Below are 16,813 nucleotides of genomic sequence, written 5' to 3' on the forward strand. Positions count from 1 at the left end.
CCTTTTAGCGGCTGGGTTTATGACTATCCTCTCGGGTTGTCAGAGCTTCCTCGATGTGAATGTCGACCCAACCCTGAAATCAGATGCAACCGTACAGGAGCTCCTGTCTACCGCACAATTATACACCAGCGAGGCCAGTTACCAACAGGCTTACGTGGCCGCGCAATATGCACAACAACTGGGCAGCAACCTGGGTACTAATGGTACCGATGCCTACTACGAGGCAGAAAATGCCTCAGGGTGGTCAAACCTTTATTTGTATGTTATTCCACAGCTGAATCTGATAATCAAAAAAGGTCAGGAGCAAAACAGCCCTGCCTATGTGGGTATAGCTAAAACTTTGTTAGCCTATAATCTGGGTTTAGCTACCAGCAACTGGGAAAACATACCATACACACAGGCAGACCAGAAAAATTTCAGCCCGGCCTACGATACCCAGCAGAGTGTATATGCCACTATCCAAAAATTACTTGATGAAGCCATTGCAGAGCTGGTTAAAGATGCGGGTACCAAACCGGGCAATGATGACATGATTTATAAAGGAGATATGGGTAAATGGAGCCGCCTGGCTTATTCATTAAAAGCCCGCTACGCCATGCATCAGTCGGCTATTAATCCGCAAACTGCCTCACAGACCGCACTGGCTGCCTTGCAGAACGCCATGACCAGCAATGCCGATGATTTTCAGTTGCAATACAACTCAAAAAACCTGAGCCCCTGGTATAGCCGTGTGGCACTGGCCAACAGCACCGGTAACTTATCTGTTACTTACGGCAGCACTTTTGTAAACCTGATGAATGGCGCGGTTCAGGGCATTGTAGACCCCCGCCTGCCCATAGTTGTTACCCGCAAAAACGGACAAACTACTTACGCTGGTGTGGCACCGGGTTCAGGTGCCGGCTCAACCGTTGACTTTAACATTACTGCCTGGCATTCTAATATCAATTCGCCAATTGTGATGATGACTTACGCCGAAGTAAAAGCCATTGAAGCCGAAGCAAGGTTTTTGGCTAATGGAGGCAGCATTAGCTCATCCGGCACAACAACCGATGCCTATAATGCTTACCTGGCCATTGCCCGCGCCAATATGCAGAAACTGGGCGTAAGCAGCACCAATATAGATACTTACCTGAGCGCCTCTGTGGTAAATGTAGGCGCTGCCAACCTGACTTTAACACACATTATACGTGAGAAATATAAGGCGATGTTTTTGATTGGTGATATCTGGACAGACGTCAGAAAATACAATTATCTTGATTTCCCGATGCCTCTGAACCTTAATCCGGATCTGAACGGACAACGCATTCAACGCATGAAGTACCCTTCATCAGAGCTGACAAGAAATGCAAAAAACGCAGAGGCTAATCTGAAACAACCGGGTGTAAAAATGTGGTTATTCAACAAGTAAGGTATCTAAATTAAAAATTGAAAGAGATATGAAAAACATAAAAGTATTAGTTTTCACGATGCTGGCAGCCACTGCAGTTTTTATGACCGGTTGTTATGAAGAGCCAGACTTATTAGGTGACATAACCACCAGCAAGGGTAAAGTAGCGCAGATTTCTGTTGTGTGGCTGGGTACTACCCGCACAACAACTGCCAATACGTCGGTAGTTGCCAACCAGACAACCACACCGGGTGCCAATACAAATTTCAATATTGAGTACACCACGCAGGTTCCGGTTAAGGAGTTCAGGGTATATTGGGCTGCCACGGCAACAGGTACACAAACTTTGCTTACTACTATTCCTGCCGGTTCGCAAAAGTATGACGCCACACTTCGTAGCTATGTGCTGGCTGTACCTATTACAGCGCAGACTACTGCAAAAACGTCAAGGGTTTTCTTTGCCGAAATAGTAACCGATAACGGTCTGCTTTCTGCACAGAAATCGGCTACTCTGACTACCAATTAAACCACAGTTGGTTGTAATTCATAATTAGCGATAAAATCCCATTGGCTTAAAAACCAGTGGGATTTTCGTTTAATCAAGATAACCTTACCCATGTGCTGATTTCGACGACAAATCTTAGATATTTACAATTCCACTAACACCTAAGTACAATTTTGGCAACGTTCCCGATAACGTTTGCATAAAAATATCGCCTGACTGGAAATATTTTCTTTAAAAATAATAGGTACTTTTACCTTCGCATAAAAGTATGATATATTTACGTTTATCTGTTAAACTCAAACCGTGACCTCTCTCGTGAATGCAGCCTTTGAAAAAACGCTGGTAGAAGACAACGACCTACCCTGGGAAATTGTTGATGCCAAAATCAGACGCAAAATCATGTCTTATTCAAAAGACCTTATGCTCGTAAAGGTAGCTTTTGAAAAAGGAGGCGTTGGCGCAATGCACAAGCACCCACACCTGCAAATGAGCTACATTGCCGGTGGCGTTTTTGAAATAACCATTAATGGCGAAAGTAAAATCCTGAAAGAAGGCGATGTCTACTTCGTTCCATCAGAGGTTTTGCATGGCGCCATTTGTCTGGAAGACGGTATACTAGTTGATGTATTTAACCCAATGCGTGAAGATTTTATTCATACTTAATCGCTAAATCATGAAATCGTCATTTCTTGTTTTAAGTTTTATTCTGGCAGGTAATGTGGCTTTAGCCCAGTACAACCCCGAAAAGCCCGACCTCAGGCAAGGCCGTTTTTATACTGAAGAACAGGCAGCAAAAGTACACCAAGACCTTGCCCAAAACTACAGCGACAAAAAAAGCTGGGAAAAACGCGCTGCGCTTATCAGGCAAGGCATTCTTGAGGGTTCAGAGTTCAATCTGCTCAAGGTTCCAAATGCATCTAATATTACTATACACAGCAAAAAAGAGTTTAACGGCTACAGTGTAGAAAACGTATCTTTCCAGAGCCTTAACGGTATCTATGTTACCGGCAACCTGTACCGGCCAATACAGACAAGCAAAAAAATGGCAGGCATCCTTTGTCCGCATGGCCATGGGCAAGACCCACGCCTGAAAGAATATACCCAGCAGCGTTGCGCCACATTGGCGCGTATGGGGGCAGTGATTTTTGCTTATGACATGATAGGCATGGGCGATATGAAACAGTGCGACCACAAAATACCAAAGGCCGTAAAACTGCAATTGGCAAACAGCACCGCCGCCCTCAATTTTTTATTGAGCCAGCCAAACATTGATAAAGAACGCATCGGCATGACGGGTGAGTCTGGCGGTGGCACTCAGACTTTTTTACTGGCAGCCATTGATAACCGCATTAAGGTATCTGTTCCGGTAGTGATGGTATCTGCGTATTTTTTTGGTGGCTGTATCTGCGAAAGCGGCATGCCCATTCATAAACGCCCCACGCATGAAACAACCAATGTTGAAATAGCTGCACTGGCTGCGCCAAGACCTATGCTGTTGGTATCAGACGGTGGCGACTGGACCAAAAACACCCCAAAATTAGAATACCCCTACATTAAGCGCATTTATTCTTTTTATGGGGCTGAAGACAAACTGGAGAACGTGCATCTGCCCGATGAAAAGCATGATTACGGCATTTCTAAAAGATTGGCCGCTTATGAATTTCTGGCCAGACATCTGAAACTGGATATCAACAAGGTAAAAGTTAACGGAAAAATAGATGAAAGCATCAATGCTGTGCTTTCACCAGCCCAATTGCAGGTGTTTGATGCCAGCCATCCACTACCTGCTGATGCGCTGAAAGGAGACGAAGCCGTAATGAAACTATTAAACTAAACCCTATGAAAAAGGCCATTATTTCTACACTGGCTTTTTACTGCATGGCTTGTAACACGGCACATGAGGGAAACCATACACAAACCACTATGAAACAGGAAGACACATTTGGATTCGACTACGAATTTTTAAAGAAACACAAAGAAGTAGTATTACTTGAGCAAGACAGCATGAAAGTTGCCATTGTAGGCGATTATCAGGCAAGAGTAATGACCAGCACTGCCCAAGGAAACGGCGGTTTCAGCTATGGTTGGATCAACCACGAAGCTATTGCGTCGGGCAAATACACACCGCACATGAATGCCTTTGGCGGAGAAGAACGCTTCTGGTTTGGCCCTGAAGGCGGGCAATATTCCGTTTTCTTTAAGAAAGGCAGCACATTTGACTTTGAAAACTGGCAAACCCCGGCAGAAATAGACACGGTTTCTTATGATTTGGTTGAGAAACAAGCCAACAGAGCAGTTTTCACAAAGGATATGACGTTAGAAAACTACTCAGGCACGCAATTCAGGGTAAAGCTGAATCGTGAAATCAGATTACTGAACCAATCTGATGCCGAGAAATTATTAGGCGTTGCGCTTAAAGACATTGCCTGGGTGGGGTATCAAACCACCAATGCCCTGACTAATACCGGAGCTGAAGACTGGGATAAATCGAAAGGGGTACTTTCTATCTGGCTTCTGGGTATGATGAAAGCCTCACCACAAAACACCATCATTATCCCTTACCAATCAGGCAAAGCAGAATTGATTAACGATAGCTACTTTGGTAAAATTCATGCCGGAAGACTGGTAAAAAATGAAGACATCCTGTTCTTCAAGGCTGACGCGCAGGCCCGTGGTAAAATAGGTATACCTCCGCAGGCATTAAAACCGGTTGCCGGAAGCTACGATGCCGAAAACAAAATACTGACTATTGTGCAGTTTGATTACAAAGGGGAAACCGACTACGTGAACTCGATGTGGGAGATTCAGAAAAACCCATACAACGGCGATGCCATTAATGCCTATAATGACGGTAAAAATGATACGGGGAGTCAGATGGGGCAATTTTATGAATTAGAGACCTCGTCGCCTGCCATTGCGCTTAAACGCAATGAAACATTAACCCATGTACAACGTACTTTTCATTTTGAAGGGGCCGAGAACGCCCTGGATGCTATCAGCAAGAAGCTGTTAGGCATACATTTATCTGAAGTACCAAAACTTTGAATCTATAATTATCCACTCATGAAAAAAACCAAATTATTACTTCTGCTTTTTACTATCTCGCTTGCCAGTCACGCACAACCAGATAAAACGCTCTGGTATAAAAAGCCGGCGCAATACTTTGAAGAAAGCCTGGTGCTGGGTAATGGCAAATTAGGCGCTACTGTTTTCGGTGGCGTTCAATCAGACAAAATCTATCTGAACGATGCCACATTGTGGTCTGGTGAGCCTGTAAATCCTAACATGAATCCGGAGGCTTACAAGCATATTCCGGCTATAAGAGAGGCTCTTCAAAAAGAAGACTATAAATTAGCCGACCAGTTGTATCGCAAAATTCAGGGAAAATACTCTGAGTCATTTGCGCCGCTGGGCACGCTGTATATCAACTTTGCCAATGAAGATAAAGCGCAGAACTACTATCGCGAACTGAATATAGGCGAGGCGGTTTCAAAAACCACTTACGAAATTGATGGGGTGAAATACACCCGTGAATACTTTGTGTCGCACCCCGACCAGATTATGGTTATTAGGCTGACCAGCAGCAAGGCCGGGGCATTGAGTTTTGATGTAAAGTTTAACAGCCTGCTTAAAAACAAAGTTACGGCCAATGGTAATCTGTTATCAGTTAATGGCTACGCCCCGGTAAAGGCTTTGCCTAACTATGTCAATTCGCCGAATGCAGTTGTATTTGATGAATCTAAAGGCACCAGATTTACAACCCTTGCTAAAATCAAAAATATAGGTGGCAGTGTAATGGCCACCGACAGCACTATCGGCATTAAGAATGGAACAGAGGCCTTGATATTTGTATCAATAGCCACCAGCTTTAATGGGTTCGACAAAAACCCTGCAACAGAGGGTCTTGATAATAAGGCCATTGCGGCAGCTAATCTGAACAAAGCATCTGCCAAACCCTTTTTACAGCTAAAGCAGGCGCATATTAAAGATTACCAAACATTTTTTAATAGAGTAAGCCTGAACATCGGCGCTAGTCAGGCTCCGGTTTTACCAACTGACGAAAGGCTCAGACGTTACGCCGAAGGTAAAGAAGATAAAGTGCTGGAAGTACTGTATTTTCAATATGGCCGATACCTGCTTATCAGCAGCTCGCGTACCAATGGTGTTCCTGCCAACCTGCAAGGTATCTGGAATCCCTATATGAGACCACCCTGGAGCAGTAACTACACGACCAATATCAATGCCGAAGAAAACTACTGGCTGGCAGAAAACACCAACCTTTCAGAAATGCACAAGCCCTTACTCGGGTTTATCAGAAACGCTTCAGAAACCGGAAAAATTACGGCCAGAACTTTTTATGGCGTGAATGGCTGGACAGTAGCCCACAACTCCGATATCTGGGCTATGAGTAATCCGGTAGGTGATTTTGGTAATGGCGACCCCGTATGGGCTAACTGGACCATGGGTGGTACCTGGCTGAGTACCCACCTTTGGGAACACTACATTTTTACGAAAGACATCAGTTTCCTGAAAAACGAGGCCTACGGCATTATGCGTGGCGCAGCGCAGTTTTGTCTGGAATGGCTGGTGCCGGATAAAAACGGGAATCTGGTTACCTCACCGTCTACATCGCCCGAAAACAAATATATTACATCAACTGGATATCATGGCGCTACCCTTTATGGAGCCACAGCCGACCTGGCTATGATTCGCGAGTGCTTTGAGCAAACCATCAAGGCATCAAAAATATTGAACACCGATGTCGAGTTCAGAACCAGGCTGGAACAGGCACTGGCCAAACTATACCCATATCAGATAGGCAAAAAAGGTAATTTGCAGGAGTGGTATTATGACTGGGAAGACGAAGACCCTAAACACCGCCATCAGTCGCATCTTTTTGGCTTGTTCCCGGGTAATCATATCACACCTGAAAAAACACCTTCTCTGGCTGATGCCTGTCGTAAAACACTGGAAATAAAAGGCGATGAAACAACGGGTTGGTCAAAAGGCTGGAGAATAAACCTTTGGGCAAGGCTATGGGACGGAAACCACGCCTACAAAATGTACCGTGAGTTATTGCATTACGTAGAACCCGACGGTGTAAAGACCAAATATGCACGTGGTGGCGGTACTTACCCTAACCTGTTTGACGCCCACCCGCCATTCCAGATTGATGGCAACTTTGGCGGGGCAGCGGCCGTAGCAGAAATGCTGGTGCAGTCTGATGAAAACCTGATTCGCTTGCTACCTGCCCTGCCAGACGATTGGAGCAATGGTTCTGTTAAGGGTCTATGCGCCAGAGGTGGTTTTGAAATAACCATGACCTGGGCAAATAAAACAGTGAAGTCTATCACGGTTTATTCTAAAAAAGGCGGGCAAACCACTCTGGTAAGTGGTAGCAAATCTAAAAAAATCAACCTGAAAGCAGGACAAAAACTGAATGTGGTGTTGTAATATTTATCCTTATTAAATATTTCATTATGATTGCTAAAAAACTGATTGCTATTTTTCTGTTCGGCTGCATAAGCAGTATTGCACAGAAACCCTATTCGGTTCAAATGGCTGAGTCGTTCATGACCTGGCACAAAGACTCTATTACCGTAAAACCCAATAAACCGGCAGGTTGGGATTACGAGCAGGGGTTGGCGCTTAAAGCACTGGAAAAGGTCTGGTATAGAACAGGAGACGGAAAATATTTTGAGTACATCAGAAAAGATATTGACCGCTACGTGCAGAAAGACGGCAGCATCAGAACTTACGCTTATAATGATTTTAATCTGGACAATATTCCTACCGGAAGAGCGCTGTTGATGCTGGCGCAACAAACACAGCCTGATAAAGAGAAATACATCAAAGCCGCCCATTTACTTTGGAAACAGATAGAGAACCAGCCCAAAACCAAAGAGGGTGGCTACTGGCACAAGCAAAGGTATCCTTACCAGATGTGGCTTGACGGCCTTTTTATGTGCGAGCCTTTTGCGGCTGAATACAGCAGGCTATTCAACAAGCCTGAGCATTTTGATGACATTGCCAGACAGTTTGCCCTGATTGAAAAATATGCAGTAGATGAACAGACCGGCCTGGTGTATCATGGCTACGACGAAAGCCGTGAACAGAAATGGGCAGATAAAAAAACGGGGCTTTCGCCGCATTTCTGGAGCCGTGCCATTGGCTGGTATGGAATGGCATTGGTGGATGTTCTGGATTATTTCCCGGAAAATCACCCTGAAAAAGCGAATCTAATCAAATATCTGCAACGCCTGGCGCCTGCCTTGGTAAAATATCAAAATGCTCAGTCCGGTGTCTGGTATCAGATGACCACTCAGGGAAACCGTAAAGGTAATTACTTTGAGGCGTCAGCATCTTGTATGTTTGTGTATGCTTTGGCAAAAGGGGTTCGTCAGGGGTATCTGGATGCCCGGTATCTGTCAGCCGCCAGAAAAGGCTACGCCGGTATACTGAAAGAATTTGTTGAGAAAGAAAAAGACGGAACAATCAGCCTGAACAAAACCGTAAGTGTAGGTGGCCTGGGTGGCAACCCGTATCGTGATGGTTCGTACGAATACTATCTGAGCGAACCTATCCGCAAGAACGATTTGAAAGGCGTCGGCCCGTTTATCTTTGCCAGCGTTGAAATGGAAATTGCTAACGAAAACACTTTGGGCAAAGGCAAAGTAGTGGCTGTAGACGGGCATTTCAATAATGAATTCAGAAAAGACCTGAATGGCAATCAAGAGAATTTCCATTATACGTGGGACGACCGCATGCACTCTGGCTTCTGGCTCTGGGGTAATATCTTTAACGAATTAGGAGCCAGAACAACCACTATTAAACAAGCGCCTACGGCTGCAAACCTGAAAGACGTAAGTGTTTACATTATAGTTGACCCAGACACAAAAAAGGAAACAGCAAAGCCTGCTTTAATTCAGGCAGATGATATTAAACAGATTAGTAACTGGGTTAAAAATGGCGGTGTATTGGTAATGATGGCTAATGATACATCTAATTGCGAGCATAAAAACTTCAACCTCCTGGCCAAAGAATTTGGCATTCAGTTTTTACCCAAAAACATAAACATGGTGCAAGGGACGCAATGGGAACAAGGCCGTTTAGACATACCAGCGGGGAATCCGGTTTTTAAAAGCACTCAGGCGGTTTATATTAAAGAATTATCGCCATTGGCTTTGAGTACCCCTGCCAGATCTGTACTGACAGATAAAGGTGAAGTAATCATTGCAACCGCAAAAGTAGGTAAAGGAACCGTTTTTGCAGTGGGCGACCCCTGGCTGTACAACGAATACACTGATGGCCGCCGGATACCGCTTGTTTATCAGAATTTTAACGCTGCCAAAGATTTAGCCACATGGTTGTTGCAGCAAACAATAAAAAAGTAATAATCTGATTCGTATTTTCTATTACACCCCCCCTATCGGGTATATAAAACTAATTCAGACCGATGTTTGAATAGAGGCCTACTTTAGTTGGTAAGTTAACTAATATCGAACAATATTGACACACAGGCATTAGTCACTTGTCAAAATAGTATTAAAAAAAGAAAAATTAGGGCAGAATAAATTAGTTAAAACTAAATAGTTTTGCTGCATCATAATTGAAAAACTTATAGCGACACAACCTCCAGGATGAGTATCCTTGTGTCAATTTCCAAATCTTAAGACTTTGAGAAGCATGAAACCGTTTTTAGACGAAGATTTTTTGTTGCAAACCAAAACCGCCCGCACGCTTTACCACGAGTTTGCGAAAAATATGCCCATCATTGATTACCACAATCACTTACCACCAGACCAGATTGTGGCCGATAAAGTGTTTAACAACATAACCGAAATATGGCTTTATGGCGACCACTATAAGTGGCGCGCCATGCGCACCAATGGTATTAATGAAAAATATTGTACCGGGGATGCGTCTGACTACGAAAAGTTTGAAAAATGGGCAGAAACCGTGCCTTATACCATGCGTAATCCGCTGTATCACTGGACACACCTTGAGCTTCAGCGGTACTTTGGTATTCAGGATGTATTAAACACTCAGACAGCTAAGAAGATTTATGATATTGCTTCCGAGAAAATCAGTTCGCCGGAGTTTTCGGTGAGAAATCTGCTACGTAAAATGAATGTAAAAGTGGTTTGTACAACCGACGACCCACTTGATACATTAGAATACCATAAGCAATTAAGAGATACCGGTGATTTTGAAGTTAAAATGCTGCCGGCCTTCAGACCGGATAAATTTATTTTGATTGATAACCCGAATTTCGCGACCTATATTCAGAAACTGGGTGCTATTGTCAATTTTGACATACTGTCATTTGAAGATTTGCTAAAGGCGCTTCGCCAGCGTGCCGATTTCTTTGCGTTGCAGGGCGGGCAAATTTCAGACCACGGCCTGGAACAAATTTATGCCGCCGACTTCACCCCTGAAACCGCAGACAGCGCCTTTAAAAATGCCATAGCAGGCAAAACACTTTCAGAAACCGAAGCAATTGTGTTCAAATCAGCTATTCTGCATGAATTAGGTAAAATGTATGCCGAATTGGGCTGGACACAGCAGTTCCACCTGGGCGCTTTGCGTAACAACAACAAACGTGCTATGCGTGTACTGGGCCCCGATACTGGTTGGGATTCAATAGGTGACTGGTCGCAGGCGGCAGCTTTGTCTAAGTTTTTGGGCAAGCTGGATGAATACGATCAACTGGCCAAAACCATAATCTATAACCTCAACCCTGCTGATAATGAACTGATAGCCACAATGGTGGGCAATTTTAACGATGGCTCAATGGCAGGTAAAGTGCAGTTTGGTTCAGGCTGGTGGTTTCTAGACCAGAAAGACGGCATGGAAAAACAAATCAATGCACTGTCGAACATGGGCTTATTGAGCCGCTTTGTAGGTATGCTGACAGACTCACGCAGTTTCCTTTCATTCCCCCGCCATGAGTATTTCCGTCGTATTCTATGCAATATTTATGGCAATGATATCGAAAACGGCGAATTACCAAACGACATAGCCTGGGTTGGTGAAACTGTGCAAAACATTTGCTACAATAACGCCAAAAACTATTTTGGCTGGTAAAAAGAGCCCGCATGAAACGCTTTGTTATTCTTTTACTACTGATAACCTTTCAGGTATCGGCGCAGGTATCTACCACCAAGCCCTGGGCTTACTGGTGGTGGATGGGCAGCGCCGTTACCAAAGACGGTATCAGCCAGAATCTGAAAGAATATGCCCGGGCGGGTTTCGGCGGTATGCACATCATACCCATTTATGGCGTAAAGGGCGAAGAAAATAAATTTCTGCCGTTTTTAACAGAAGAATGGCTGGAAATGCTTGATTTCACGCTAAAGGAAGCTAAAAAAAATAATCTGGGTATTGACCTTACACTTGGTACAGGCTGGCCGTTTGGTGGCAAAAGCGTTTCTACGGCAGATGCCGCTCAGGCGTTCAGGGTAACAGAGCACAACGGCCAATATATGCTTACCTTTGCTCCTACTAATCAGAAAGTAAAGCGAGCTGCCCCGGGTGGAGAAGGGCTGGTACTTGACCCATTCAATAAAGCAGCCTTAGAGCGTTATCTGCAAACATTTCAGGATGCTTTCAGACAAAAGAAGTATCCTGTCCGTGCGTTTTATAACGATTCTTACGAGGTTTACGGCGCTAACTGGACTGCCAATTTCTTTCAGCGATTCAAGGAGTTGAGAGGCTATGATTTGCAACAACACCTGGACGTATTGGCTAAAGAAAAAGCAGAGAGCCCACGCGAAAAACTGATATGGGGCGACTACAACGAAACCCTTTCGGATATTCTGCGTGACGATTTCACCAAAACCTGGACAGGCTGGTCGAAAAAACAAGGTAAACTCACCCGTAATGAAGCCCATGGCTCGCCCGCCAATATTCTTGACCTCTATGCCCTTGCTGATATTCCTGAATCAGAATTCTTCGGCAGTAAACCTTATGATATTCCGCTTTCAAGAATAGACCCTGACTACGAAGAAAAACGTTTTGGTGTACCAGATGCACTGGTGCTGAAACTGGCATCTTCTGTGGCGCATGTAACGGGCAAAAAACTAGTGAGTTCAGAGACCGCAACATGGCTGGGTAACCATTTCAAGGTATCTTTATCGCAGGTAAAACCCATCATAGATGAGTCGTTCATTGGTGGGGTTAATCACATATTTTATCATGGTGTACCTTACTCACCACCCAACGCGCCCTTCCCGGGCTGGTTATTTTATGCTTCTACCAATTTCAATCAGCAAAGTCATTTCTGGGATTACCTCCCCGAGTTGAATAATTACATTGCCCGCTGCCAGGAAAAATTGCAAAACAGCAAGCCCGACAATGATATTCTGATGTACTTTCCGATTTATGACCTGTGGCAGTCGGTAGGTAACAAAGCTAAAACCCATGCCATTGATGTACACGCCATTATGAAAGACGGTATGCTTAAATCTGCTTTTGGCGATGCCTGCAAAACACTTATGGCTAATGGTTACAGCTTTGATTTCATCTCTGATTTACAACTGAAAAGCTCTCAGATAAACAACAAGCAATTAGTTACGCAAGGCAAGCACGCTTATAAAGCTATTGTTGTGCCACCGGTGCAGTATATACCTGTAGCAACGCTGGCCTATCTTGAGAAATGCAAAAAGGCGGGCATACCAGTATTTTTCATTGATCATTTGCCAACCACGGCTACAGGTTTTAAAGATTGGGATAAGCACCAGAAGCTATTTGAGCAACTGTTACCTTCATTCAGCCATTCAGTTAGTTCAGATATTGTTTCAAGCCTGCAAACGGCAAAAATCAGAAAAGAAAATCTTTCAGAAGCAGGGCTTTCATTTATCCGTAAGAAAAACGCCAACGGAACCTTGTACTTTATAAGTAATCTGGGCAATCAATTCAGGCAGGGAACGATTCAGTTAGCCGCTTCCGGCCGGGCTGTCAGAATTTACGATGCGCTACATCAGAAAAGCGGGCTGGTTAGTTTTAAAAGAATTGCTTCTGATCTTTTAGAAATACCAATTACGCTTTATGGCAGCCAAAGTATATTCATTGAGGTATTGAACCACAAACCTGCCAATGAAAAAGCCTTTGAGATGAAAAAGCCAGGAAAAACGATACCCTTAAAAGGCAGGTGGAAAGTAGATTTTATAAAGGGGCAGCCGTTTATTCCTAATTCATTTCAGACAGACACCTTGCAGTCGTGGGTAAATCTGAGCGACTCAACCGCTCAATACTTCAGCGGAACCGCACGTTACCAGTTAACTTTCAGCCTCGACAAATCAGAAATTAAAAACAGCTGGCTCGATTTAGGCGACGTACGCGAAATGGCCTCCGTAAAACTCAATGGTAAAGACCTGGGCAAATACTGGTCATTACCATTCAGAATTCCGGTTGCGGCCGATAATCTGAGTACAACCAATAAACTGGAAATAGAAGTTACCAATTTATCAGCCAACCGGATTAGGTATTTAGATAAAACAGGAGTAAATTGGAAGAAATTTTATGATACCAATATGGTAGACATTAAATATCAACCCTTTAACGCTGCCGAATGGAAGCCTGTTGCCTCAGGATTACTTGGCCCCATAAGGCTTATTCCTGAACAATAAATCCATCACAGAAAGAGAGTACCTCTTTCGTTAACCTAAAAAAATTCAACCCTTTATCTATGGAAAAAATCGGAAAGTATCGTTGGACTATCTGTAGTCTTCTTTTTCTTGCCACGACAATTAATTATCTCGACCGGAACGTTATCAGCTACCTGAAGCCCTATCTGGCAGATGCTTTTAACTGGACACCCGAACAAGAAGTAATTGACTATTCTAATATTGAAATCGCTTTCAAATTAGCCTATGCTTTCGGGATGTTCTTTGCCGGAGGCTTCATCGATAAGTTCGGCACAAAAATCGGCTATGCCATTGCCACAGGTTTATGGAGCGTGGCAGCGGTAGCGCATGCTTTTTGTACCGGCACACTGGGCTTTATTATTGCCCGTGTTTTTCTTGGCGTTACAGAAGCTGGCAACTTCCCGGCTGCTATTAAATCGGTAGCTGAGTGGTTTCCTCAAAAAGAAAGAGCATTGGCCACAGGTTTTTTCAACTCAGGCACTAACATCGGGGCTATTATTGTGCCGCTTTCGGTACCTTTAATCGCCCAAAACTGGGGCTGGCAATGGGCGTTTATTCTTACGGGTGTAATTGGTTTTATCTGGCTTATTTTATGGTTTATCTACTATGAGGTACCCCAAAGACAAAAGCGTTTATCAGCAGCCGAATTTGAATATATCAATTCAGATAAATCAGAACCTGTGTCTGAAGAACGAGTACCCTGGTCTACTCTGCTAAAATTTCCACAAACCTGGGCTTTTGCCATTGGCAAGTTTCTCACTGACCCTGTGTGGTGGTTTTATCTTTTCTGGCTACCTGATTTCCTGATGAAACAATATAACCTGACATCAACTGAAATCGTCTGGCCGTCAGCATTGGTTTATGTCATCGGTAGTATTGGCAGTATCTTTGGCGGTTGGTTACCTATGAACCTTATAAACAGAAACTGGCCTGCCTTTAAGGCACGTAAAACCAGTATGTTAATATATGCCTTTGCAGTATTGCCAGTGCTATTTGCCCAGTATTTAGGTGCCATTAATATGTGGCTGGCGGTATTGGTCATTGGTATTGCGGCATCTGCACACCAGGCCTGGAGCGCCAATATCTTTACAACCGTTTCAGATATGTTCCCTAAAAAAGCTACCGGCTCGGTTACCGGCATTGGCGGTATGTTTGGTGGCTTGGGAGGTATATTACTTACATGGTTGGTACAGAAAAACATGTTTGTGTACTACACTAAAATAGGACAGATACAAACCGGATATTTTATAATGTTTTGTATTTGCGGCGCAGCCTATCTGTTGGCGTGGTTAATTATGCATGTACTGGTACCCAAAATGAAAAAGGTAGAACTATAAACATTCAACCGATATACACTTTACCATGAAAAAATTATTTGCATTTAGCATTTTTCTGATTATCAGCCATTTATCTATCGGGCAAGACGTTAAATCAATAATCGAAGACCTTGAGAAAAAGCGCTTTGCCGCACAGGTTTCAAAAGATGCAGGTTTTCTCAACAAAGTTTTTGCCGATGATTTGATCTACGTGCATTCGAACGGCAAGATGGATAACAAAGAAGCCTATATTGCCTCGGTTATTAATGGTGGTAGCGTTTACTCTAAAATAGATATTGAAAACATCTCTATCAGAGTATATAACAATAATCAGACTGCCGTGGTCAATGGCAAAATACTGGTTACCCAGCCTCCTGTTGATGGCAAACCTACCCTGCTGCCGCTGCAATACCTTGTTGTATATGTAAAAGACAAGAAAAACGGCTGGCAGTTAAACTCATGGCAGTCTTTGAAACGACCTAACTGATTTTCTATATCATATTCTGAAAGAATGATTTAACCGTTGTGCCATACACAATGGCTGAACCATTCTTCTCTGTTTAGTCCATTTGTAAGCTCTACGCCAATGAAAAAAAGACTACTCCTGTCGGGATACTTTTTGCTAACCGTACTAACGGCTATATATGCGCAGCAACCACAGACACTTACACCAGCCAAAACACCTGAAGAAGTTGGTTTCTCAACCGAAAAACTAAAAAAACTTGATACCCATTTTCAGGAACTTGTCGATAAGGGCATCACACCAAATGCAGTTATGCTGGTTGCCAGAAAAGGCAAAATAGTGCATGAGAAAGCTTTTGGCTTTAGCAACCTGGGAACGAAGACGCCACTTAAGAAAGACGATATTTTCAGAATTGCCTCGCAATCAAAACTCATCACTACCATAGGGCTGATGATGTTGTTTGAAGAAGGCAGATTCTTTCTGGATGAACCCGTCTCAAAATACATACCCGCGTTTAAGAATGCGAGTGTTCTTGTAAGTTATGACGAAAAAGAACGTAGCAAGTATATTACCCGCCCGGCCAAATCAGCTATTACTATCAGGCATTTGCTGAGCCATTCGGCAGGAATCCCCTATGAGCATCCATTGCAGGAGTTACCTGAATTCAAGGTCCCTTTTTTTTGCTCAGTAGACAAAGATGTACTGAAAGATGTAGTTGACAGAATAGCGGCGCGTCCTTTGCTTTCAGACCCGGGCACTCAATTTACCTACGGGCTGAACACCGATGTTGTCGGCAGGTTAATAGAGGTGCTGTCAGGTATGCCATTTGACCAATACCTGCATAAAAAAGTACTAGGCCCCTTAGGCATGATGGATACTTACTTTTATCTGCCTGCAGAAAAAGCCGGCCGATTAGTTGAGCTTTACTCTAAGCCAGACACTGAAGCAAAACTTAGTTTGCATACGAACGAAACCTACAGAAATTTTGCCGTGAGTGGCCAAAGAACCTACTTTTCAGGCGGCGCAGGTTTGGTAAGTACAATCCAGGACTACGCAAAGATTTGCCAGTTTATTCTTAACAAAGGTGAGTTTAACGGTAAAAGGCTGCTGAGCAGAAGCACTGTTGAACTAATGGGCAGGAACCAGATAGGTGAAAGCTTTGTCTGGGACAGGCAGGATAAATTCGGTTTAGGATTACAGATTATCACGCCGGAGTCTCATTACGGCGATAACGCAACACCCGGCGCACTTACCTGGGGAGGTATGTACTGTTCAGAATATACGATTGACCCAAAAGAAGATCTGATTCTACTGGTATTTACTAACGTTCATCCCTACGCGCATTATTCAGCGTTTGTACGTAATTTCAGAATTCTGGTTTATCAGGCACTTTTATAATTTTACCGGGCAAAGTACTGCGAAACGATTTTGCAAATCGTTTTTCAAAGTCCGATTTTCTGACGAACTTTGCCCGACAAGACAATATTATTTTTA

Annotated in this window: 12 protein-coding genes; all 12 read left to right on the forward strand. The window is 43.7% G+C overall.

Annotated features, from left to right (window positions below):
• The first annotated feature begins 19 nt into the window (after positions 1 to 19).
• The 12 genes from NZ848_RS14650 to NZ848_RS14705 all read left to right on the forward strand — a co-directional run bounded on the left by NZ848_RS14650 (position 20) and on the right by NZ848_RS14705 (position 16,717).
• On the forward strand, positions 20 to 1,408 hold the full coding sequence (locus NZ848_RS14650) for a SusD/RagB family nutrient-binding outer membrane lipoprotein (RefSeq protein WP_259016113.1): 1,389 nt from the start codon (positions 20 to 22) through the stop codon (positions 1,406 to 1,408).
• 28 nt (positions 1,409 to 1,436) lie between these two features.
• A complete protein-coding gene (locus NZ848_RS14655; RefSeq protein WP_259016114.1) occupies positions 1,437 to 1,913 on the forward strand; it encodes a hypothetical protein in 477 nt (158 codons plus the stop codon).
• Between the two features lie 282 nt (positions 1,914 to 2,195).
• A complete protein-coding gene (locus NZ848_RS14660; RefSeq protein WP_259016115.1) occupies positions 2,196 to 2,555 on the forward strand; it encodes a cupin domain-containing protein in 360 nt (119 codons plus the stop codon).
• Between the two features lie 10 nt (positions 2,556 to 2,565).
• Positions 2,566 to 3,726, forward strand: a complete 1,161-nt coding sequence (locus NZ848_RS14665; protein ID WP_259016116.1) for an alpha/beta hydrolase family protein — start codon at positions 2,566 to 2,568, stop codon at positions 3,724 to 3,726.
• 5 nt (positions 3,727 to 3,731) lie between these two features.
• A complete protein-coding gene (locus tag NZ848_RS14670) occupies positions 3,732 to 4,937 on the forward strand; it encodes a DUF6786 family protein (protein WP_259016117.1) in 1,206 nt (401 codons plus the stop codon).
• 18 nt (positions 4,938 to 4,955) lie between these two features.
• Positions 4,956 to 7,346, forward strand: coding sequence for a glycoside hydrolase family 95 protein (locus NZ848_RS14675; protein ID WP_259016118.1), 2,391 nt, complete (start codon positions 4,956 to 4,958; stop codon positions 7,344 to 7,346).
• A gap of 26 nt (positions 7,347 to 7,372) precedes the next feature.
• Positions 7,373 to 9,286, forward strand: coding sequence for a glycoside hydrolase family 88 protein (locus tag NZ848_RS14680; protein ID WP_259016119.1), 1,914 nt, complete (start codon positions 7,373 to 7,375; stop codon positions 9,284 to 9,286).
• Positions 9,287 to 9,578: 292 nt separating this feature from the next.
• A complete protein-coding gene (uxaC, locus tag NZ848_RS14685) occupies positions 9,579 to 10,979 on the forward strand; it encodes a glucuronate isomerase (protein ID WP_259016120.1) in 1,401 nt (466 codons plus the stop codon).
• A gap of 11 nt (positions 10,980 to 10,990) precedes the next feature.
• A complete protein-coding gene (locus NZ848_RS14690; protein WP_259016121.1) occupies positions 10,991 to 13,522 on the forward strand; it encodes a glycosyl hydrolase in 2,532 nt (843 codons plus the stop codon).
• A 59-nt stretch (positions 13,523 to 13,581) separates the two neighbouring features.
• Entirely contained in the window at positions 13,582 to 14,877 is a 1,296-nt protein-coding gene (locus NZ848_RS14695) for an MFS transporter (protein WP_259016122.1), read from the forward strand.
• Between the two features lie 25 nt (positions 14,878 to 14,902).
• A complete protein-coding gene (locus NZ848_RS14700) occupies positions 14,903 to 15,343 on the forward strand; it encodes a nuclear transport factor 2 family protein (RefSeq protein WP_259016123.1) in 441 nt (146 codons plus the stop codon).
• A 99-nt stretch (positions 15,344 to 15,442) separates the two neighbouring features.
• Positions 15,443 to 16,717 (forward strand): serine hydrolase domain-containing protein, encoded by a 1,275-nt coding sequence (locus NZ848_RS14705; protein WP_259016124.1) that lies wholly within the window; start codon positions 15,443 to 15,445, stop codon positions 16,715 to 16,717.
• Positions 16,718 to 16,813 lie beyond the last annotated feature (96 nt).

Source organism: Emticicia fluvialis (assembly GCF_024793945.1).
Classification (GTDB): Bacteria; Bacteroidota; Bacteroidia; order Cytophagales; family Spirosomataceae; genus Emticicia; species Emticicia fluvialis.